This is a genomic window from Microcella frigidaquae (assembly GCF_014200395.1).
In the GTDB taxonomy this organism is placed as follows: Bacteria; Actinomycetota; Actinomycetes; order Actinomycetales; family Microbacteriaceae; genus Microcella; species Microcella frigidaquae.
On record NZ_JACHBS010000001.1, the window covers coordinates 311,709 to 331,750 of the forward strand.

Annotated in this window: 23 protein-coding genes; 16 read left to right on the forward strand and 7 right to left on the reverse strand. The window is 72.1% G+C overall.

Annotated elements, in window-relative coordinates; all coding sequences use genetic code 11:
- Positions 1-34 precede the first annotated feature (34 nt).
- The gene (locus BJ959_RS01465; protein ID WP_153981046.1) at positions 35-979 is read right to left on the reverse strand and encodes a PAC2 family protein; all 945 of its coding nucleotides are present in this window, start codon (positions 977-979) and stop codon (positions 35-37) included.
- A 75-nt stretch (positions 980-1,054) separates the two neighbouring features.
- On the opposite strand from BJ959_RS01465, the gene BJ959_RS01470 reads away from it, so the two are divergent.
- The 10 genes from BJ959_RS01470 to BJ959_RS01515 all read left to right on the forward strand — a co-directional run bounded on the left by BJ959_RS01470 (position 1,055) and on the right by BJ959_RS01515 (position 11,669).
- Complete coding sequence (locus BJ959_RS01470; protein ID WP_153981045.1) at positions 1,055-1,741, forward strand: HAD-IA family hydrolase; 687 nt, start codon at positions 1,055-1,057, stop codon at positions 1,739-1,741.
- Positions 1,738-2,724, forward strand: coding sequence for a tRNA (adenine-N1)-methyltransferase (locus tag BJ959_RS01475; protein ID WP_153981044.1), 987 nt, complete (start codon positions 1,738-1,740; stop codon positions 2,722-2,724). Before BJ959_RS01470 ends, BJ959_RS01475 begins: the two co-directional genes overlap by 4 nt.
- A 5-nt stretch (positions 2,725-2,729) precedes the next feature.
- Complete coding sequence (locus BJ959_RS12920) at positions 2,730-3,725, forward strand: FKBP-type peptidyl-prolyl cis-trans isomerase (RefSeq protein ID WP_165878968.1); 996 nt, start codon at positions 2,730-2,732, stop codon at positions 3,723-3,725.
- A gap of 6 nt (positions 3,726-3,731) precedes the next feature.
- On the forward strand, positions 3,732-4,739 hold the full coding sequence (locus BJ959_RS01485; protein WP_153981042.1) for a WYL domain-containing protein: 1,008 nt from the start codon (positions 3,732-3,734) through the stop codon (positions 4,737-4,739).
- Complete coding sequence (locus BJ959_RS01490; protein ID WP_153981041.1) at positions 4,732-5,709, forward strand: helix-turn-helix transcriptional regulator; 978 nt, start codon at positions 4,732-4,734, stop codon at positions 5,707-5,709. The genes BJ959_RS01485 and BJ959_RS01490 overlap by 8 nt, the downstream gene beginning before the upstream one ends.
- A 91-nt stretch (positions 5,710-5,800) precedes the next feature.
- Positions 5,801-6,022, forward strand: a complete 222-nt coding sequence (locus BJ959_RS01495; protein ID WP_153981040.1) for a twin-arginine translocase TatA/TatE family subunit — start codon at positions 5,801-5,803, stop codon at positions 6,020-6,022.
- 3 nt (positions 6,023-6,025) lie between these two features.
- Positions 6,026-6,832 (forward strand): twin-arginine translocase subunit TatC, encoded by an 807-nt coding sequence (gene tatC, locus BJ959_RS01500; RefSeq protein ID WP_341799832.1) that lies wholly within the window; start codon positions 6,026-6,028, stop codon positions 6,830-6,832.
- Positions 6,825-9,281, forward strand: a complete 2,457-nt coding sequence (locus tag BJ959_RS01505) for a DEAD/DEAH box helicase (protein WP_153981039.1) — start codon at positions 6,825-6,827, stop codon at positions 9,279-9,281. Before tatC ends, BJ959_RS01505 begins: the two co-directional genes overlap by 8 nt.
- 37 nt (positions 9,282-9,318) lie before the next feature.
- On the forward strand, positions 9,319-10,914 hold the full coding sequence (gene lnt, locus BJ959_RS01510) for an apolipoprotein N-acyltransferase (protein WP_153981038.1): 1,596 nt from the start codon (positions 9,319-9,321) through the stop codon (positions 10,912-10,914).
- The gene (locus BJ959_RS01515) at positions 10,911-11,669 is read left to right on the forward strand and encodes a glycosyltransferase (RefSeq protein ID WP_153981037.1); all 759 of its coding nucleotides are present in this window, start codon (positions 10,911-10,913) and stop codon (positions 11,667-11,669) included. Before lnt ends, BJ959_RS01515 begins: the two co-directional genes overlap by 4 nt.
- Positions 11,670-11,718: 49 nt before the next feature.
- Here BJ959_RS01515 and BJ959_RS01520 read toward each other — a convergent pair whose 3' ends face one another.
- The 5 genes from BJ959_RS01520 to BJ959_RS01540 all read right to left on the reverse strand — a co-directional run bounded on the left by BJ959_RS01520 (position 11,719) and on the right by BJ959_RS01540 (position 15,375).
- Positions 11,719-12,588 (reverse strand): alanyl-tRNA editing protein, encoded by an 870-nt coding sequence (locus BJ959_RS01520; protein ID WP_153981036.1) that lies wholly within the window; start codon positions 12,586-12,588, stop codon positions 11,719-11,721.
- 78 nt (positions 12,589-12,666) lie between these two features.
- The gene (locus tag BJ959_RS01525) at positions 12,667-13,035 is read right to left on the reverse strand and encodes an RNA polymerase-binding protein RbpA (protein ID WP_153981035.1); all 369 of its coding nucleotides are present in this window, start codon (positions 13,033-13,035) and stop codon (positions 12,667-12,669) included.
- A gap of 130 nt (positions 13,036-13,165) precedes the next feature.
- Entirely contained in the window at positions 13,166-13,933 is a 768-nt protein-coding gene (locus BJ959_RS01530) for a glycerophosphodiester phosphodiesterase family protein (protein ID WP_153981034.1), read from the reverse strand.
- Positions 13,934-14,896, reverse strand: coding sequence for an SPFH domain-containing protein (locus BJ959_RS01535; protein ID WP_153981033.1), 963 nt, complete (start codon positions 14,894-14,896; stop codon positions 13,934-13,936).
- Complete coding sequence (locus BJ959_RS01540; protein WP_153981032.1) at positions 14,893-15,375, reverse strand: NfeD family protein; 483 nt, start codon at positions 15,373-15,375, stop codon at positions 14,893-14,895. Before BJ959_RS01540 ends, BJ959_RS01535 begins: the two co-directional genes overlap by 4 nt.
- 97 nt (positions 15,376-15,472) lie before the next feature.
- On the opposite strand from BJ959_RS01540, the gene BJ959_RS01545 reads away from it, so the two are divergent.
- The 6 genes from BJ959_RS01545 to BJ959_RS01575 all read left to right on the forward strand — a co-directional run bounded on the left by BJ959_RS01545 (position 15,473) and on the right by BJ959_RS01575 (position 18,774).
- Entirely contained in the window at positions 15,473-16,255 is a 783-nt protein-coding gene (locus BJ959_RS01545; protein WP_153981031.1) for an SDR family oxidoreductase, read from the forward strand.
- An 18-nt stretch (positions 16,256-16,273) separates the two neighbouring features.
- Positions 16,274-16,732 (forward strand): NUDIX domain-containing protein, encoded by a 459-nt coding sequence (locus tag BJ959_RS01550; RefSeq protein WP_153981030.1) that lies wholly within the window; start codon positions 16,274-16,276, stop codon positions 16,730-16,732.
- Positions 16,733-16,744: 12 nt separating this feature from the next.
- Positions 16,745-16,978, forward strand: coding sequence for a PLDc N-terminal domain-containing protein (locus BJ959_RS01555; RefSeq protein WP_153981029.1), 234 nt, complete (start codon positions 16,745-16,747; stop codon positions 16,976-16,978).
- A gap of 154 nt (positions 16,979-17,132) precedes the next feature.
- On the forward strand, positions 17,133-17,636 hold the full coding sequence (locus BJ959_RS01560; RefSeq protein WP_165878967.1) for a DUF2087 domain-containing protein: 504 nt from the start codon (positions 17,133-17,135) through the stop codon (positions 17,634-17,636).
- A 381-nt stretch (positions 17,637-18,017) separates the two neighbouring features.
- Positions 18,018-18,389, forward strand: a complete 372-nt coding sequence (locus tag BJ959_RS01570) for a DUF2200 domain-containing protein (protein ID WP_183321818.1) — start codon at positions 18,018-18,020, stop codon at positions 18,387-18,389.
- A 7-nt stretch (positions 18,390-18,396) separates the two neighbouring features.
- Positions 18,397-18,774 (forward strand): YchJ family metal-binding protein, encoded by a 378-nt coding sequence (locus tag BJ959_RS01575; RefSeq protein WP_183321819.1) that lies wholly within the window; start codon positions 18,397-18,399, stop codon positions 18,772-18,774.
- A gap of 46 nt (positions 18,775-18,820) precedes the next feature.
- Here the strand turns inward: BJ959_RS01575 and BJ959_RS01580 are convergent, their stop codons facing one another.
- Positions 18,821-19,999, reverse strand: coding sequence for a trans-sulfuration enzyme family protein (locus BJ959_RS01580; RefSeq protein ID WP_153981026.1), 1,179 nt, complete (start codon positions 19,997-19,999; stop codon positions 18,821-18,823).
- Positions 20,000-20,042 lie beyond the last annotated feature (43 nt).

The following is a 20,042-nucleotide window of genomic DNA, read 5'->3' on the forward strand; positions in this document are numbered from 1 at the left end:
ACACCGAGCCGCGGCCGGGACGCGTCGGCAAGCCTCAGCCGGCGCCGGGCCCCTCACCCGGCTCGTCGTCGCGCTTGCGCAGGTAGCGCTCGAACTCCTGCGCGATCGCCTCGCCGCTCGCCTCCGGGGCCTCGACCGCGTCGCGGGCGCGCTCGAGCTGGTCGATGTACGAGCGCATCTCGTCGTCGTCGGCGGCGAGGGCGTCGATGCCCTCCTCCCACTCGCGCGCCTCGTCGAGCAGGTCGCCGCGAGGGATGACGACGTCGACGAGCTCCTCGAGCTTGTCGAGCAGGGCGAGCGTCGCCTTGGGCGAGGGCGCGTTGTGCACGTAGTGGGGCACGGATGCCCACAGCGAGATCGTCGGGATCCCGACCTCCTCGGCCATCGCCGCGATCACGCTGAGGATGCCCACGGGCCCCTCGTAACTGCTGCGCTCGACGTCGAGTTCCTCACGCACCTGCGGGTTCTCGCTCGACACGTGCACGGCGATGGGGCGCGAGTGAGGCACGTCGGCGAGCAGCGCGCCGAGCAGGATCACGCCGGTGATGTCGGCGGCGAGCGCCTGGTCGATCGTCTCGGTCGCGAAGGTGCGCCAGCCGCGCGAGGGCTCTGCCCCGAGCAGCAAGTAGATGTTCTCGTGGTTGGCGCCGGAGACGTCGAGGCCGGCGGCCGCCGCCCGCGCGGCGTCGAGCTCGGGCTCGAGCGCGCCCGAGCGGGGCATCCCGTCATCGCCGACCGGGCCGTACAGCGTGACCCCCGGCCAGCGCAGCCGGCGCCGACCCTCCTCGTCGAACTCCACATGCGGGCGGATCAGCTGGAAGTCGTAGTAGTCCTCCGGGTCGATGTCGGCGATCGGTTCGACATCGAGCACGTCCTTGAGGGCGCGCACGGCGCCGCTCGCGGCCTCGCCGGCGTCGTTCCAGCCCTCGAAGGCGACCACCAGCAGCCGCCCGTCGCGGAACAGATCGCTCGTCGTCACCCGGTCACCCCTCCGACCCCGCCGGTTCGGTGCGCGGGGTCGCCCCAGGATAGAACGCAACTAGACTCGCTCGTCGTGACCGCTCCGACCCCCGCCGCCGTTCTCTGGGACATGGATGGCACGATCGTCGACACCGAGCCGTACTGGATGGTCGCCGAGCACGAGCTCGTCACCGCCCACGGCGGCACCTGGAGCCGCGAGCAGGGCATGCAGCTGGTCGGCTCGGGGCTGGCGCAGTCGGCGCGCATCCTGCAGGACGCCGGGGTCGCGCTCGGCATCGACGCGATCATCGAGGCCCTCACCGACCGGGTCATGGAGCAGGTGGCCGACGAGCTGCCCTGGCGGCCCGGAGCCCGAGAGCTGATCGCGCAGCTTCGGGATGCGGGCATCCCCATCGGCCTCGTGACCATGTCGATCCGGCGCATGGCGCTGCAGATCGCGGAGGCCGTCGGCCACGGCGCGTTCGCGGTCGTCATCGCGGGTGACGACGTCGAGCACCCCAAGCCGCACCCGCAGCCCTACCTGCTCGCCGCCGAGCGCCTCGGCGTGAGCATCGCCGACTGCGTCGCGATCGAGGACAGCCAGTTCGGGCTCACCTCGGCGATCGCCTCGGGCGCCGCGGCGATCGGGGTGCCACTGCATCTGGCGCTGCCGGAGGGGCCGACGCACGAGCTCTGGCCGACCCTCGCGGGCCGCACGGTCGCCGATCTGGGCGCCGCGCTCGAGCGCCACCACCACCGAGCCACAGGAGCATCACCATGACCCGTCGACGCCAGTCCGGCCCCTTCGTCGAGGGCGACCAGGTGCAGCTGACCGACCCGAAGGGCCGGCTGAACACGATCACCCTCGAGCCGGGCAAGGCCTTCCACAGCCACCGCGGCGTGCTCGAGCACGCATCGATCATCGGCCTGCCCGACGGCAGCGTGATCGAGAACTCGCAGGGTGTCGCCTACCTCGCGCTGCGCCCGCTGCTGACCGACTTCGTCATGTCGATGCCCCGCGGCGCGGCGATCATCTACCCGAAGGATGCCGCGCAGATCCTCGCCCAGGCCGACATCTTCCCCGGCGCGCGCGTGATCGAGGCCGGCGTCGGCTCGGGGGCGCTCAGCATGTGGCTGCTGCGCGCGATCGGCGAGACCGGCCACCTGTTCTCGTTCGAGCGCCGCGAGGAGTTCGCGCAGATCGCCGAAGGCAACGTCAGCGCCTACGTCGGCGCGCGGCCCGAGAACTGGACGATCACGCTCGGTGATCTGCAGGATGCGCTGCCCGAGATCGTGCCCGCCGGCACCGCCGACCGCGCCGTGCTCGACATGCTCGCGCCCTGGGAGTGCCTCGACGCGGTGGCCGAGGCGCTCACGCCCGGGGGAGTGCTGCTCGTGTACGTCGCCACGGCCACGCAGCTGTCGCGGGTGGCGGAGGCCATCCGTCTGACGGAGACGTTCACCGAGCCGCTGTCGACCGAGACCATGGTGCGGGGGTGGAACGTCGACGGCCTGTCGGTGCGCCCCGACCACCGCATGGTCGCGCACACCGGCTTCCTGCTCATCGCGCGACGGCTGGCCGACGGCGCGGGACGGTTCATCAAGGCGAAGCGCGGCTCGAAGACCGAGTACGGCGACGAGGACGTCGAGCTGTGGACGCCGGGCGCGGTCGGCGACCGCATGGCGAGCGCGAAGCGGCTGCGGAAGGCGGCCCGCGAGGCGCAGTCGCTGGCCGAGAAGTCGGCGCGCCGCACGTTAGGCTGAGGGACGTGAACGCGACCCCCCGACGCTCCGTGCGCACCGCCTCTGCTCTCCTGCTGTCGACGGCTCTCGTCGGCACGCTCGCCGCCTGCACCGCGCCGGTCGGCACCACGGGAGCCTGCACTCCCGTGGTGCCGACCGGCACCTCGGCCGGGTACGTCGAGGCCAGCGGCGCGTTCGGCTCGGAGCCGGATGTCGACTTCCCGACCCCGCTGGAGACCGACGGCGCCCAGCAGGCCGTGATCGACGCCGGCGAGGGCGACCCGATCGCCCGCGGGCAGATCGTCGACTTCCAGGTCAGCCTGTTCAACGGCGAGAACGGCGAGCTGATCACGGCGAGCTCCTACGACCCGGCGGAGGCGCCGCTGCGGCGCACGGCCGGCGCCGAGCTCGACCTGCTGGCCGAGGCGGTGCAGTGCGCTCAGGTCGGCTCGCGCATCGCGGTGACGGGCACGATCACCGACGTCTTCGGGCCCGACACGCTCGACCCCTCGCTGGGCCTCGGCAACAACGACGCTGTCGTCCTGGTGGTCGACGTGCAGGCCGCCTACCTGGGCCGGGCGACGGGCATCCCGCAGCTCGGCGCCTCGGGAATCCCCGCGGTCGTGACCACGCCCGACGGCGTCCCCGGCGTGACGATCCCCAACGAGGAGCCGCCCACCGAGCTCCGCGCGCACACGCTCGTGCTCGGCCAGGGTGCCGCTCTGGAGGAGGGCGACCGCGCCGTTCTCCACTACACCGGCCTGCTCTGGTCGACCCGCACCGTCTTCGACTCGAGCTGGGAGCGCGGGGCGCCCGCGACCTTCCCGATCGCGAGCTTCGAGGATGACCCGGCCGGCATCGTCCCGGGCCTCGCCCAGGGGCTGGTCGGCAAGACCGTGGGCTCGCAGGTGATCGTGGTGATCCCGCCCGAGCTCGGCTACCCGGCCGGCCAGGCGCCGGCGACGATCCCCGACGGCTCGACGATGGTGTTCGTCGTCGACATCCTCGGGGTCGAGGGCTAACCCACCGTGGCGGCACCGCCGCGCAAGGTCCCCGTCGAGGAGCGCCTGTTCAGCCTCGTGCTGGCGCTGCTCGCGACCGAGCAGGGGCTGACCAAGTCCGAGATCCTGTCGACCGTCACCGGCTACGCGCACCGGTACGCGTCGCAGGCCGACCGCTCGAACCTCGAGCGCCAGTTCGAGCGCGACAAGGAGGAGCTGCGCGACCTGGGTGTGCCGCTCGAGACCATCGACGCGCCGGGGGCCGAGGGCGACACGAAGCTGCAGCGGTACCGCATCCCGCCCGACCGCTACCAGCTGCCCGACGACATCACCTTCACCCCGGAGGAGTACGCGCTGCTGCGCCTGGCCGGCCAGGTCTGGCGCGAGGGCTCGCTCTCGGCCGACACGCGGCGTGCGCTGACGAAGCTGCAGGGCCTCGGCGTGCGCATCGACGACACGGTCATCGGCGTCGCCCCGCGCATCCGCACTCGGGATGACGCCCACGAGCCCCTCCAGGCGGCGATCGATCGCGGCCTCCAGGTCACGTTCCCGTACCTGAAGCCGGGTGTCGCGGTGGCTGAGGAGCGCCTCGTGTCGCCGCTCGCGCTCGTCTACCACGAGGGTCGCTGGCACCTCCACGGGCACGATGACGGGGTGGATGCTCCGCGCACCTTCCTGCTGCGCCGCATCGTCGGCCCGGTCACGACCCTGAAGAGCCCCGTCAGCCGGCGCACCGATCCGACGGTCGCGCCGCGCGTGCTGGACGAGCTGGCCCGCCTGTGGCGGGCGACGACCGCCCGCGTTCGGCCGCGCCCCGGCAGCGAGGCCGACGTGGTGCTGCGCAACCGTGCGGGAACGGAGGAGACCGCGGGGGAGCAGGGCGGCGACGCCGCTCTCGTCGTGCGCACCACCGACCTCGACATCCTGGCTGACGAGCTCGCCGCCTTCGGCGCCGACGTGGTCGTGCTCGAGCCGCCGGCGCTCCGCGATGCGGTGCTCACCCGCTGGCAGAGGGTGGTGGCCGCCCATGGCTGAGCGCGCAGCGGCGCTGGGCGCCCCCGACAAGCTCGCATTCCTGCTCTCGCTCGTGCCGTACCTCATCGACCAGGTGCGGGTGACGGTCGCCGAGGCCGCCGAGCACTTCGGCACCACCCCCGAGCAGATGCGCAAGGCCGTGACGCTCATCGCCATGAGCGGAACGCCCGGCGCCGACGGCACCTACACGCACGAGACGCTCTTCGACATCGACTGGGACAACTTCGAGGAGCGCGACATCATCCGGTTCCGCGCGGCACCGATGGAGGAGCGCCCCCGCTTCTCTGCCAGGGAGGCCGCTGCCCTGCTGGCGGGCCTGCAGCGGGTCGCGGCGCTGCCCGCGTTCGCAGCGCGAGTCGACATCCTCGAACTGATGGCCAAGCTGGCGCGCGGGGCGACCGACGCGCCCGCGGCCCTCGCGGTGCGGCCGGGGGCGCAGCCCGGTATCCACGGCATCCTCGTCGACGCGGTCGCGGCCGGTCGGCGCGTGCGCATCGACTACGTCACGACCCGCGGCGAGCGCCAGGTGCGCGAGGTCGACCCGATCCGGGTCGAGGGCGTCGACGACGCCTGGTACCTCCGCGGCTGGTGCCTCACCCGCGACGCCGAGCGCACCTTCCTGCTCGACCGTGTCGCGAGCGTCGACGTTCTCGGCAGCGCCGAGAGCCACATCTCGGAGACGGCCGACGATGCCCTGTTCCAGGGTGACGCCGACGACGAGCTGGTCGAGCTCGCGCTGCCGGTGACCGCGCTGCCGCTGCTCGCCGACTACCGCGGCGCCGACGACCCGGTGCGCATCGAGGGCGACCGTGCGATCGTGTCGCTCCGCATCGCGCACCCCGGCATCCTCGGGCGCGTCGCCGCGCGGGTCGCCGGTGCGGTCGAGATCCTCGGCCCGCCCAGCGCACGAAGCGCGGTGCTCGACTGGGCGCGCGCCGCGATCGCCGCGCAGGGCGCCGACCCGGCCTAGGGGAGCCTGAGAACCGCGCGCGGGGCGCAGGAGACTCGAATCGCCGCCCGCTAGACTCTCCCCACCGGATCCGTTGACGGAAGGACGATCGATGCCCGCGAATCTCGGAGGCTGGACCGGCCTCATCCTGCTCCTCGTGGTGATCCTCCTGTTCGCCGCGCCGAAGCTCCCGCAGCTCGCGCGCAGCCTCGGCCAGTCGATGACGATCTTCAAGAAGGAGATCAAGGCCAGCAAGGATGGCGACGCTCCCGCCGAGTCGGCCGCCGACCCCGCGCCCACGGCCGAGGGCACCGACTCCTCCACCTCGAAGTAGCCCGTGGCCGGCCGCGCCCCGCGGCCCCGGAATCCCGAGGGCCGCATGACCCTCGGGCAGCACCTGGTCGAGTTGCGCAAGCGCATCTCGATCGCGGCGCTGGCGATCGTGCTCTTCTCGATCCCCGCGTGGTGGGCCGTCGACTACGTCTGGGCCGCGCTGAGCGCTCCCGTTCTCGCGGTCGCCGAGGCGCAGGACCGCGACGCGACGCTCGCCTACACGACCATCGGGGAGGCGTTCGATACGCGCCTGCTCATCATGTTCCTCGTCGGCGTCGTCGCCTCGTCGCCGATCTGGCTCTACCAGTTGTGGGCGTTCATCGTGCCCGCCCTGCATCAGCGCGAGAAGCGCTTCGCCATCGGATTCCTCGCCGCGGCGGTGCCGCTCTTCATCGGGGGCACCCTCGCCGCCTGGTTCGTCTTCCCGAACATCGTGATCCTGCTGACAAGCTTCGCATTCGGCGAGTCGGCCACCCTGCTCAGTGCGCGCATCTACCTCGACTTCGCGATCAAGTTCATCCTCGCGATCGGCCTCGGGTTCCTCTTCCCGGTCGTTCTCGTCGCACTCAACTTCGCGCGCGTCATCACCGGGGAGGGCATCCTGAAGGCGTGGCGCTGGGCGATCCTCGGGGTCGCGACCTTCACCGCGATCGCGACGCCCGCCGCCGATGTGCTGTCGATGGTGCTGCTCGCGATCCCGATGATCGGCCTGTACTTCGCCGCCGCCGCCGTCGCGGTACTGCACGACAAGCGGGTCGCCAAGCGCGAGGCGGCGATGAACGCCGAGTACGGCATCCGCGTCGATGACTGACGCGGCGGGTCGCAGCGGGGCGGATGCGGGCCCCAGCCCGGCCGAGCGCTACGCCGCGCAGCGCGCGCTGCAGAGGCTGCCCCGCCTCCGGGCCTTCCGCGACACGCTGAGCATCGAGCTCGACCCTTTCCAGCAGGCGGCCTGCGCGGCGCTCGAGCAGGGTCGCAGCGTGCTGGTGGCGGCGCCCACCGGTGCCGGCAAGACGATCGTGGCCGAGTTCGCCGTCTTCCTGGCGATGTTCGACCCGCGGGCGAAGATCTTCTACACGGCGCCGATGAAGGCGCTCAGCAACCAGAAGTACAACGAGCTCGTCGCCCAGTACGGGCCGAGCGAGGTCGGCCTGCTCACGGGCGACACCAACATCAACGCGACCGCGCGCATCGTCGTCATGACGACCGAGGTGCTGCGCAACATGCTCTACGCCGACTCGGCGCTGCTCACCGACCTGCAGTACGTCGTCATGGACGAGGTGCACTACCTCGCCGACCGCTTCCGCGGTGCCGTGTGGGAGGAAGTGATCATCCACCTGCCGCTGCCGGTGCGCCTGATCTCGCTCAGCGCGACCGTGTCGAACGCCGAGGAGTTCGGCGACTGGCTGCAGGCCGTGCGCGGCGACACCGACGTGATCGTCAGCGAGACCCGACCGGTGCCGCTCGAGCAGCATGTGCTCGTGCGCTCGAAGCTCGTCGATCTCTTCGACTCCAGCGGGCAGGCGGCGACGAACCGTGTCAACCCCGAGCTCGTGCAGCTCGCCCGCGCGGGCGGGCACACGCCGCACCGCGGCCGCCAGCACCACCCTCGGCGGTGGGAGAAGCGGCCGGGCGGCGACGGCCGCCTGGAGCGCGCCGAGGTGGCGATGCTGCTCGCGCAGCGCAACCTGCTGCCGGCGATCTTCTTCATCTTCTCCCGCGCCGGCTGCGACGGCGCGGTGCGCCAGCTGCTGCGCTCGGGCATCAAACTCACTGAGTCGTGGGAGCGCGAGGAGATCCGCCAGATCGTCGAGGAGCGCTGCCGCACGCTGCGCGACGACGACCTCGCCGTGCTCGGCTACTGGGAGTGGCTCGACGGCCTGCAGCGCGGCGTCGCCGCGCACCACGCGGGGCTGCTGCCGGCCTTCAAGGAGGTCGTCGAGGAGCTCTTCCAGCGGAAGCTGCTCAAGGTCGTCTTCGCGACCGAGACGCTCGCGCTCGGCATCAACATGCCCGCGCGCACGGTCGTGCTCGAGAAGCTGGAGAAGTTCAACGGCGAGGCGCGCGTGCCGATCACGCCGGGGGAGTACACGCAGCTCACCGGCCGCGCCGGCCGCCGCGGCATCGACGTCGAGGGCCACGCCGTCATCCAGTGGACGGGCGGGCTCGACCCGCAGGCCGTCGCGAGCCTCGCCTCCCGCCGCACGTACCCGCTGAACTCGAGCTTCCGGCCCACGTACAACATGGCCGTCAACCTCATCGAGCAGTTCGGGCGCCAGCGCACGCGCGAGATCCTGGAGAGCTCGTTCGCGCAGTTCCAGGCCGACCGCGCCGTCGTCGACCTCGCCCGCACCGTGCGCAAGCAGCAGGAGTCGCTCGAGGGCTACGCCCGCAGCATGCAGTGCCACCTCGGCGACTTCACAGAGTACTCGGCGCTGCGCCGCGAGCTCAGCGACCTCGAGCGCGAGCGCGCCCGGGTGGGCGAGCAGGGCGGTCGCGCCGAGCGCGATCGTCGGCAGCGGCAGATCGAGGGCGTGCGGCGGCGCATGCGCAAGCACCCCTGCCACGGCTGCGCCGACCGCGAGGCGCACGCCCGCTGGGCCGAGCGCTGGTGGCGTCTCAAGCGCGAGAGCGACAAGGTGAGCCGGCAGATCCGCGGTCGCACGGGCGCCGTCGCGCAGGTCTTCGACCGCGTCACCGAGGTGCTCGGCGAGCTCGGCTACCTCGAGAAGGACGAGCACGGTCGCACGGGCCTCACCGCCGACGGCCGCGCGCTGCGGCGCATCTACGGCGAGCGCGACCTGCTCGTGGCCGAGAGCCTGCGCCGCGGCTACTGGAACGACCTCGACGCCCCCGCCCTCGCCGCGATGGCGTGCGCGATCGTGTTCGAGGCCCGGCGCGATGACGGGCAGGCCCCCGAGTACGCCCTGCCGCGCGGCCCGTTCCGCATCGCGCTCGAGCGCACCCAGCTGCTGTGGGCCGAGCTCGACGACCTGGAGCGCGAGCACCGCCTGCCCGGCTCCGACCCGCTCGCGACGACGCTCGCGCTGCCCATGCACCAGTGGGCGAGCGGCAAGAGCCTCGAGGTCGTGCTGCGCGAGTCCGGCCTCGCCGCGGGCGACTTCGTGCGCTGGTGCAAGCAGACGATCGACCTCCTCGACCAGATGTCGCTCGTCGCCGACGGGCCGGTGGGGCGCACGGCGCGCCGAGCCCTCGACGCGGTGCGCCGCGGCATCGTCGCCTACAGCTCGGTGGCGTGAGCATCCGCCCGTTCGCGCCCTCTAGGATCGAACCGTGATGGATGCTCCCACCCGCCCGCGCGAGGCCGGACCGTCACTCGCCGCCCCGCCGCTCGCGCTCGCCGCGCCCGCCCCGGCCGGGCCGCGACTCGGCGTCGCCCTGCTCGCCGCCGCCCTCGGCGGCTGGACGATGGATCTCGGGTTCCCCGACCGCGGCTGGTGGCCGCTGACGATCGTCGGCACCGCGCTCGTGCTGTGGAGCCTGCGCGGCCGCTCGATCGGCGGCGCCCTGCTCGTCGGTGCGGTCGCCGGCTTCACCTTCTACGGCGTGCTCATCGAGTGGCTGACGGTGTACCTCGGCATCGTGCCGTGGCTCGCGCTGACGCTCGCGCAGGTCTTCTTCGTCGCGCTCGGCGCCGTGCCGATCGCGCTCGCCTGGCGGTGGATGCCCGTGGCCTTCCCCGGCGTCGCCGGCCGCCTGCTGCTCACCCCCGTCGCGATCGCGGGGCTGTGGACGGCGCGCGAGGGCATCTCGAACGTGTGGCCGTGGGGCGGCTTCGCGTGGGGGAGGCTCGCGATCTCGCAGTCGGAGGGCCCGCTCGCGCACTGGGCCGCGTGGATCGGCATGTCCGGGCTCAGCTTCCTCCTGGCCCTCCTCGCTGCGGTGCTCGCGGCCGTCGCGATCGAGCGGCGCACGCCCGTCGCGTCGCGCGCCGTGCTCGTCTCGGGCCTCGCGGCGACGATGCTCGTCTGGCCGGCGTTCCCGACGGTCACGAGCGGCACCGTGCGCGTGGGCGCGGTGCAGGGCAACTCCCAGACGGGGCTGTTCGCGCAGTACGAGCCGGGCGACATCCTGCAGGACCACCTCGACGCGACGCTGCCGCTCTACGAGCTCGACGAGCCGCTCGACGTCGTGGTGTGGCCCGAGAACAGCTCCGACCTCGACCCGCTGCGATCCGACTACGCGGCAGCGGCGCTCGACTCGGTGTCGACCCGACTGGGCGCGCCGGTCGTGGTCGGCACGATCACCGCCGACGGCGACGAGACGTTCAACTCGGTGCTGCTGTGGCGGGAGGGCGAGGGCGCGGTCGACCAGTACGACAAGATCCATCCCGTGCCGTTCGCCGAGTACCTGCCCGAGCGCGAGTTCTTCTACCCGCTCGCCCCCGATCTCTTCGACCTCGTGCCGCGCGACTACTCGATCGGCCAGCGCGACACCGTGCTCGAGCTCGACGGAGTGATCGCGGGCGTCGCGATCTGCTACGACATCGTCGACGACGACCTCCTCGCGCGCATGATCGACGAGGGCGCGACGGTGCTCTTCGCGCCGACGAACAACGCCGACTTCGGGCGCACCGACCAGGCCCTGCAGCAGCTCTCGATCGCCCGCCTGCGTGCCATCGAGTCGGGGCGCAGCGTCGTGCAGGCCTCGACGGTCGGCTCGAGCGCGATCATCGCGCCCGACGGGTCGACGATCGACGAGCTGCCCCGCTTCGAGCCGGGCGTCATGGTGCAGGAAGTGCCGCTGAGCGACGTCATCACGCCCGCGCACGCCCTCGGCCGCACCCTCGAGTGGTTCGTCTGCCTGCTCGGCGCCTCGGCCCTCCTGCTCGCCGGCCTCGCGGTGCGCGGCACGCGGGGGCGGCGAGCGTGAGCGCGACCGGCGCGAGCGCGCTCGTCGTGCTGCCGACGTACAACGAGGCCGAGAGCATCCGCGGCGTTCTCGCGCGCATTCGCGTCGCCGTGCCCGACGCCGACGTGCTCGTCGTCGATGACGCCTCCCCCGACGGCACCGGCGCGATCGCCGACGAGCTCGCCGCCGCCGACCCGGGGGTGAGCGTGCTGCACCGCCCGGGCAAGGCGGGCCTCGGCGCCGCCTACCTCGCGGGCTTCGCGATCGCGCTCGAGCGCGGCTACCGCTTCGTCGTCGAGATCGACGCCGACGGCTCGCACGACCCCGCCGAGCTGCCGGCGATGCTCGCGCTCGCCGAGCGCGAGGGCGCTGACCTGGTCATCGGCTCGCGCTGGGTGCCGGGCGGCGCGGTCGTGAACTGGCCGTGGCTGCGGCGCGCGATCTCGCGCAGCGGCAACGCCTACGCCCGGTGGATGCTGCGCTCGCGCGTGCAGGACCTCACGGCCGGATTCCGCGTCTACCGCGCCGCCGTGCTCGCGGGCCTCGACGGCTCGGTCGTGTCGTCGCACGGCTACTGCTTCCAGGTCGAGCTCGCCTGGCGGCTCGAGCGGGCGGGCGGCCGCATCCTGGAGCACCCGATCGCCTTCGTCGAGCGCGCCACGGGCCGCTCGAAGATGCACGCCGGCATCGTCGCCGAGGCGCTGTGGCGCGTCACCGCGTGGGGCATGAGCGCGCGACTCGGCCACGAACCGCTGCCGTCGACGTCGCGCGTCTGAGCGCCGCCGCGTCGGAGCGCCGCCGCGTCGAGTCGCGTGCGGCGCGCGGTCAGCGCATCGTCGCCGTCGTCGTCATGACGAGCTCGAGCCCGCCCTCGACCTCGCACCGCTCGAGCGCGACCTTCAGGCTCGCGAACACGGCAAGGTCATCGACGTGGGTGCCGCCGCAGGGTATGCGCACCTCGCCCTCGGGCAGCGCGCACACCCAGGTCCGGCGTGCCGTGATCACCTCGTCGTCGCGTTCGATGCGTACCGCGCCGCCCGCGGCGACCCAGGTCGCGAGCGCGACGTTCGCGCGCTCCTCGACCGCCGCGAGCGCGTCGAGCGCCGCGGGCGCGAAGCCCTTCCGACGCAGCGACTTGCCGATGCGGTAGGTGTCGATCGAACCGTGCTCGTGGATGCGCGAGGTCACGATCGCGAGCTGGTCGAACGCCGGATGCCCGAGCGCGTCGCGCGGGGCATCCTTCGTCCAGGCGTCGGCGAGCGCGCCGTCGAGCGCGAGCGAGGCGAGGTGGCAGGCCGTGTGCCCCGCACACAGCGCCGCACGCAGCTCGGCGTCGACGACGACCTCGACGACCTCGCCCTCGCCGGGCGGCTCGCCCTCGATGACGTGGGCGACGACGAAGACCCACCCCTCGGTGCCGGTGCGCACCGGCAGGTCGCGCCCGAGCAGCAGCGCGCCGTCGTGCACGCCGCCCATGACGGCGTCGACGACGGGCAGCGCGCGGTCGGCCAGGCGCAGCTCTCCGCGGTCGGCCGGCTGGTCGGGCCACGCGGTATCGACGGGGTGCAGCGCCGTGCGGTCGAGGATGACGGCCGAACGGCCGTCCACGAGGAGTTCGACGTGCACGACGGTGCCGGTGGAGGCGATCGCGCCGTCGGGGTAGCTGACGAGGGTGTCGTGCTGGGGGAGCGCCATGATCCTCGAGCCTAGGCGCTCGTCACGTGGGGGCACGGGCGAGAGCCGCGGCCGGGGGAGTTGAATGCGCGGGGAGCGTTACGCGCCGAGGCGCTCGTCGGTGCCGCGGCGCTGGCGCAGCAGCTGCAGGCGCTCCTCGAGCAGCTCTTCCAGCTCGGCGATGGTGCGGCGCTCGAGCAGCATGTCCCAGTGGGTGCGCGCGGCCTTGACCTCACCCTGCTCGATGTCGACGGGAGTGCCGTCGGGCGAGAGCAGCACGCCCTCGCGGCCCGACTTCGGCGACTCCCACGTCTCGGGCAGTTCCGCGTCGGCGGCGAAGACGACCTCGAAGGTCTCGCCGTCGCTCGTGCGGTACTGCGCACGCTGCCGGGAGGCGAACTCGACACCCTCTTCGCTCTGCATGCTCTGCGAGCCGAGGCGCATGCCCCGGAGCGTTCGATCGGCCATGATGCACCCCTTCCGCGTCGCGTTTCCATGAAAAGGTATAGACCTTTCCGCCCGCGTCGGCGAGTGCGAGAGCGGCTTTCCCAGACCTTTGCCAGTGTCCCCCGATTCACGTCACCGGGGTACAGAATCGCTAGGTGCGGGAGCGCAGCACCTCGAGCGCGAGATCCGCGCGGTCGGTGACGATGCCGTCGACGCCGCGGTCGAGCAGCGTGCCCATCGTCGCGGGATCGTTGACCGTCCAGACGTGCACCTCGACGCCCGCGGCGCGGAAGGCCCGCAGCACGCGGGGAGCGGTCGTCTCGCCGCCGAGCGCGCGCTCGGGCATCTGCACCGCGTGCACGCCCGCGAGGGCCGCGCGCACGAGCGGCACGGCGCCGAGGCGCGCGGCGAGCAGGGCCGCGGCGAACCGCGGCGCCGAGGCGCTCGTCGCGACCTCCGGCAGCAGGCGCAGGGCCGCGGCGCGCCGCCGTTCGCTGAACGACGTCAGCAGCACGCGATGCTCGGCACGCAGCTGCCGCACCGCGTCGACCGCGGGCGCGACCGCCTCCGCGCTCTTGAGGTCGATGTTGAAGCGCGCCTCCGGGAAGGCCTCGAGCGCCTCGGCGAGCGTGGGGAAACCCTGCCCCTCACCGAGCGGCACCTGCGCGAGCTCGGCCGCCGTGAGCTCACCGACCCGCCCCGGGATGCCCGCGACGCGATCGAGGTCGGCGTCGTGGGCGATCACCGCGACGCCATCGCGGCTCGCATGCACGTCGGTCTCGAGATGCTCGACCCCGATCGCGAGCGCGTGCGCGAAGGCCAGGAGGGTGTTCTCGGGCGCGTCGACCGCGAGCCCCCGGTGCGCGAGCACGCGGGGGAGCGCGGGGGAGAAGTACGCCTCAGCCGCCTCCGACCGCACCTAGGAGGTCGCCCCCGGCACGATCGGCTCGGTGCGCGACTCGCCGCCGGGCGCACGACCGGCGGAGGGCCCGAGCCCGAAGCCGTTCGTGATGCCCTTGAGCGCCTCGGTGAGCTCGCTCGGGATGATCCACATCTTGTTCGAGGCGCCCTCGGCGAGCTTCGGCAGCGTCTGCAGGTACTGGTAGGCGAGCAGCTTCGAGTCGGGGTCGCCCTTGTGAATGGCGTCGAAGACGGTCTGGATCGCCTCAGCCTCAGCCTGCGCGCGCAGCACCTGCGCCTTCGCGTCGCCCTCGGCCTTGAGGATCTCGGCCTGGCGTCGCCCCTCCGCCTCGAGGATCTGCGACTGCTTGGTGCCCTCCGCGGTGAGGATCGCCGCGCGGCGGTCGCGCTCGGCGCGCATCTGCTTCTCCATCGAGTCCTGGATGCTTGCAGGCGGGTCGATGGCCTTGAGCTCCACGCGGTTGACGCGGATGCCCCACTTGCCCGTCGCCTCGTCGAGCACGACGCGCAGCTGGCCGTTGATGTTGTCGCGGCTCGTCAGCGCCTCCTCGAGGTTGAGGCCACCCACGACGTTGCGCAGCGTCGTGACGGTGAGCTGCTCGACGGCGGCGAGGTAGTTCGCGATCTCGTAGGTCGCGGCACGGGCATCCGTCACCTGGAAGTAGACGACCGTGTCGATCGAGACGACGAGGTTGTCCTCGGTGATCACGGGCTGCGGCGGGAACGACACGACCTGCTCGCGCATGTCGACGAGCGGCCGCAGCCGATCGATGAAGGGCACGAGGAGGTTGAGGCCCGGCTGGAGGGTCTTGTGGTAGCGCCCGAGGCGCTCGACGACGCCGGCGTACGCCTGCGGCACGATGCGGATCGAGCGCAGGATGACGACGACGACGAAGATGCCGAGGACGACCAGCAGGCCGACCGTGAAGACTTGCCCGACGAAGTCGGTGAGGCTGATCACGACGTGGTGCTCCTCTCATGCGGGGCGACCTCGGCGGTCGCTCCGTCGATGCGCGTGACGACGACGCGATCGCCCTCGCGCAGGGTGGTGGTCTCATGCTCGGGGGCGAGCCTGGCCGTCCAGGTCTCGCCGTTGGCGAGCCGCACGTAGCCGGTGTCGCCGGAGAAATCGGCTGTCACGCGCCCCTGCATGCCCTGCAGGGCGTCGACGTTGGTGCGCGCGCCGCGCTCATCGGCGCCGCGCCGCAGCGTCTTCAGCAGCAGCGGCCTGATCGTGAACAGCAGCAGGGCCGAGACGATGGCCGCCGCGCCGATCTGCAGCCACCACGGGCCGCCGGCGAGGTTCACGCCGAGACCGCCGATGAGGCTGCCGGCGCCGATCATGAGGAAGGTGAACTCGAGCGTCAGCAGCTCGATGATCACGCACACGAGCACGAAGACCAGCCAGATGATCCAGAGGTACTGGGTGAGGTCGGGCATCGGCGCCTTCCTGGGTCGACTGATGCTCACGCTATCACCGGCCCCCGACGCCCCCGGGCGCCCGACACGGCGGGCATCCGCGGTAGGGTCGGGAGTCGTGAACAGCCCCCTGCAGCCCGGCTCGCTCGCCGGCAAGACCGCCCTCGTCACCGGCTCCTCCCGCGGCATCGGCGCCGACACCGTGCGCTACTTCGCCGCCGCCGGCGCGAACGTCGTCATCAACTACCGCTCGAAGGCGCCGCGGGCTGAGAAGCTGCTCGCCGAGCTCGAGGCGAACGGCACGCAGGGTCTCGCGATCGGCGCCGACCTCACCGACCCCGCTTCCGTCGAATCGATGATGGATGCTGTGCGCGAGCGCTTCGGCGCCCTCGACATCCTCGTGCTCAATGCCTCCGGCGGCATGGAGGCCGGCATGGGCGAGGACTACGCGCTGCGGCTCAACCGCGACGCCCAGGTGAACGTGCTGACGAAGGCGCTGCCGCTGCTGCACGAGGGCTCGCGCATCGTGTTCGTCACCAGCCACCAGGCCCACTTCATCCGCACCGTGCCGACGATGCCCGAGTACGAGCCCGTCGCTCTCTCGAAGCGGGCCGGCGAGGATGCCCTCCGCGACCTCATCCCGACCCTCGAGGCGAAGGGCATCGGGTTCACCGTGGTCTCCGGCGACATGATCGAGGGCACCATCACGGCGACCCTGCTCGAGCGCGCCGCTCCCGGTGCCATCGATGCCCGCAAGGAGGCCGCCGGCAAGCTCTACAACGTGAGCGAGTTCGCCGCCGAGGTCGCCCAGGCCGCCGTCGACCCGGTTCCCGCCGACAACACGCGGCTCGTGGGCGACGTGTCGTACTTCACCGAGTACCCGGCGACGTCGGGCTCCTAGGCGCGGGGGAGTAGGGCAGTGGCCCCGACGCCGGGCCTGCGGCGGACATCCCGGATCGTTCTCATGGATGCGACCGGGGCGGCCCTGCTGTTCTTCACGGCCGCACCCGACTCGACGCGTTTCGCCCGCTGGATCACCCCCGGCGGGGGAGTCGACCCGGGGGAGACCCACGAGCAGGCGGCGATCCGCGAACTGTTCGAGGAGACCGGGCTCGTCGTCGACACCGTTGGCGAGCCGATCTGGAGCCTCGACTTCGATGTCGCCTGGGACGAGGCCGACCACGACCAGGGCCACGCCGAGTACTACCTGGTGCCGTGCGAGCGCTTCGATCCGGTGTCGACGAACTGGACCGAGTCGGAGCATGTCGACATGACCCGCCACGGCTGGTTCACGGCCGACGAGCTGCTGCGTCTGGGCGAACCCTTCGAGCCGTACGATCTGCCGCGGCTGATGCGCGTCACAGCGGCCGCTCTCTGACAGACTCTCGACATGGCGATCGACGGATTCTCGATTCTGGGCATTCTGCTGTGGACGATCGGAATCGGTGGCCTGGCGGTCTTCTGGGTCGCCGCACTGGTGTCGATCTCGCGACGCTCGTCGCAGATGAGCGGCCTCGAGGCGGTCGGCTGGTACGCGATCGTCATCTTCGCCCAGTTCTTCGGGCCCTTGATCTGGTTCTTCTTCGGCCGCGACCGGTACGCCCCGCCGAGTGCGGCAGGCTGACGGCGAGCGGCGACACTCCGTCTGCGTCGCGTATCCGATAATCTGCATTATGTCAGAATGAACGGATGCGGGGCCGACCGATGGGCGTCACAACTCTTCGTCGACCCCTCCCTCGTCATGGAGTTCTCTCGGCCGCCGACCTATCGTCACTACCGTGACTACCGACGTGAATGCGTGGCGCGGTGTCATCGCCGCACTCGCCAACCCAGACGCTCGTCGCGTGCTCGGCCTGCTGCTTGCCGAGCGCGACGCCGCTCCCGCGCTCGAGTCGCTCGCGCCGAAGCGCCGCTCCCGAGTACTGCAGCAGTTGTTCGAGGCCGGGCTGATCACCCGCGACGACGCGCCCGTTCTCCGCGCGGAGCGCTTCGCTGAGATCCTCGCCGCCGTTCCTGTGGAACGACCGACCGGGCTCCACCGATTCATCGTGGATGGTCGACTCGACCACTACCCGTCACGAGCTGCCGACCGCGAGCTGGTGCTGCGCTACCTGCTCGACCGGGCAGCACCCGACATCGACGAGGTGATCGACGAGCGCACGGTCACCGAGCGGCTCGCCGACCTCAGCGACGACCCGGTCACGATGCGCCGCTACCTGGTCGACGCCGGGCTGCTCGATCGCGCGGCCGACGGCAGCACGTACCGTCGCACCGATCGCTGAGCGCTAGCCCCCGTAGAACGGCCGCAGCTCGACCACGCGGTTGCAGGCACGCGACCCCTCGGCCGCGAGCGCGAGCGCCGCATCCCGGTCAGGCGCCTCGATGATCCAGAATCCCGACACGTACTGCTCGGCGTGTTGCAGCGGGCCCGGCGTGACGACCCCGCTCCCCCGCGGTTGTCGATGACGGCGGATACCCGGGGTGACGCCAGACCCTCCGCCATGATCAGCTGGCCGGCGCTCTGCAGCCGCGCGTTGAAGGCGTCGATCGCCGCCATCTCGTCGACTGAACCTGAGCCGGATTCATTGTCGATGACATTCAGCACGTACTTCATCGGCGGTCCCTCCCTCCTCGCCTGTCCAGCACGGGGCTACCATGCCACCATGGCCACCCCACCCGCCACCCTCGACCGCGTCGCACGCATGCCCTTCGCGACCGTGTATCCGCTCTACGTGACGAAGGTCGAGAAGAAGGGCCGGACGCGCGCCGAGCTCGACGCGGTCATCCAGTGGCTGACGGGCTTCGATGACGCGGCCATCGCGCAGCACATCGCCGCACAGACGACGTTCGCCGAGTTCTTCGACGCCGCCCACCTTCACCCGAACGCGAGCCTCATCACCGGGGTCATCTGCGGCGTGCGCGTCGAGGAGATCGAGGAGCCGCTCATGCAGCGCGTGCGCTACCTCGACAAACTCGTCGACGAACTGGCCAAAGGCAAGGCCATGGAGAAGATCCTGCGCGCGCCGGCGGCCTGAGGGCACCGTGCGCTGCCCCTGCCTGAGCGGCCTGCCCTTCGCCGAGTGCTGCGAGCCCCTGCACCGCGGGGCCGCGATCGCCCCGACGGCCGAGCAGCTGATGCGCTCACGCTTCAGCGCCTTCACGGTCGGCGATGCCGACTACCTGCTCGCCACCTGGCACCCGTCGACGCGTCCGGCGACGCTCGAGCTCGACCCCGTGGTGCGCTGGTACCGCCTCGACATCCTCGACCGGTCGGCCGGCGGGCCGCTCGACAGGCGCGGCGCGGTCGAGTTCCAGGCCTACTGGCGCTCGCCCGACGACCGCGGGTCGCAGCGTGAGCGCAGCCGGTTCGTGCGCGAGGGCGGACGCTGGTTCTACCTCGATGCGGCGAGCCTGAGCTAGCCGCTCGCCGGCCGCCGGCCGCCGGCCGCCGGCCGCCGGGCCCCGGCTAGCGCTGCGCGGCCTCGAGCGCGTTGTGCAGGTCGCGGCGGAGGTCCTGCACGGCCTCCAGGCCGATCGACATTCGCACGACGCCGGCGCCGGGGCGGGCATCCGGCGCCACCGGGCGGTGCGTGAGCGATGCGGGATGCTGCACCAGCGAGTCGACTCCCCCGAGCGACACGGCGTGCGTGAAGAGCCGCAGCGCGCCGATGAAGCGCTCTGCCGCGGCGTACCCGCCCGCGAGCTCGACAGTGAGCATGGCGCCGGGTCCGCGCAGCTGCATGCCGAGCAGCCCGTGCGGGTCGCTCCCCGGCAGGCCCGGGTAGTGCACCCGCGCGACAGCAGAGTGCTCGGCCAGCAGCGATGCGAGCTCCCCCGCCGTCGCCTGCTGAGCGCGCACCCGCAGAGCGAGGGTCGGCAGGCCGCGGTGCAGCAGATACGCGCCGAGCGGGTGCAGCAGCCCGCCCGTGATGGCCCGCACGGGACGGATGGCCGTTGCCCACTCGCTGCTGCCGGCCACGACTCCTCCCATGGCGTCGCCGTGACCGCCGATGTACTTGGTGGCACTGTGCAGCGCGAGGGCCGCGCCGTGCGCGAGCGGGTTCTGGAGCACCGGGGTGGCGAAGGTGTTGTCGACCATGACCGGCGCGTCGCCGGCCGCCGCGACCACGGCGGCGATGTCGATGAGCTCGAGCGTGGGGTTGCAGGGCGACTCCATGACGACCAGGCAGGTGTCGGAGCGCACCGCCCCGGCGACCTCGTCGGGCGCGCAGTAGGTCGTCTCCGTGCCGAGCAGCCTCGAGGCGAGCAGGTGGTCGGTGCCGCCGTACAGCGGGCGCACGGCCACGACGTGACGGCCCCTCCCCCGGTTCATCGCCGCGAGCAGCACCGCACTGACCGCCGCCATCCCGGTGCCGAATGCGACGGCCTCCTCGGCGCCCTCCAGCTCGGCGAGGGCCTGCTCGAACCGGGCCACGGTCGGGTTCCAGAGCCGGGCGTAGACGTTTCCGCCCTCGGTGGGATGCCCTCCGGTGGCGATGGACTCGTACGAGCCTCCGCCGACCTCGATGTCGGGCAGCGGATTCGTGGTCGAGAGGTCGATCGGCAGAGCGTGGACACCGAGCGCCGCGAGGTCACCGCGCCCCGCGTGCACGGCGCGCGTCTCGAAGGCGTCGTCGCTGAGCATGCAGCCATGGTGGCGCAGACTGCGGCGGAAAAGGGCAATAGAC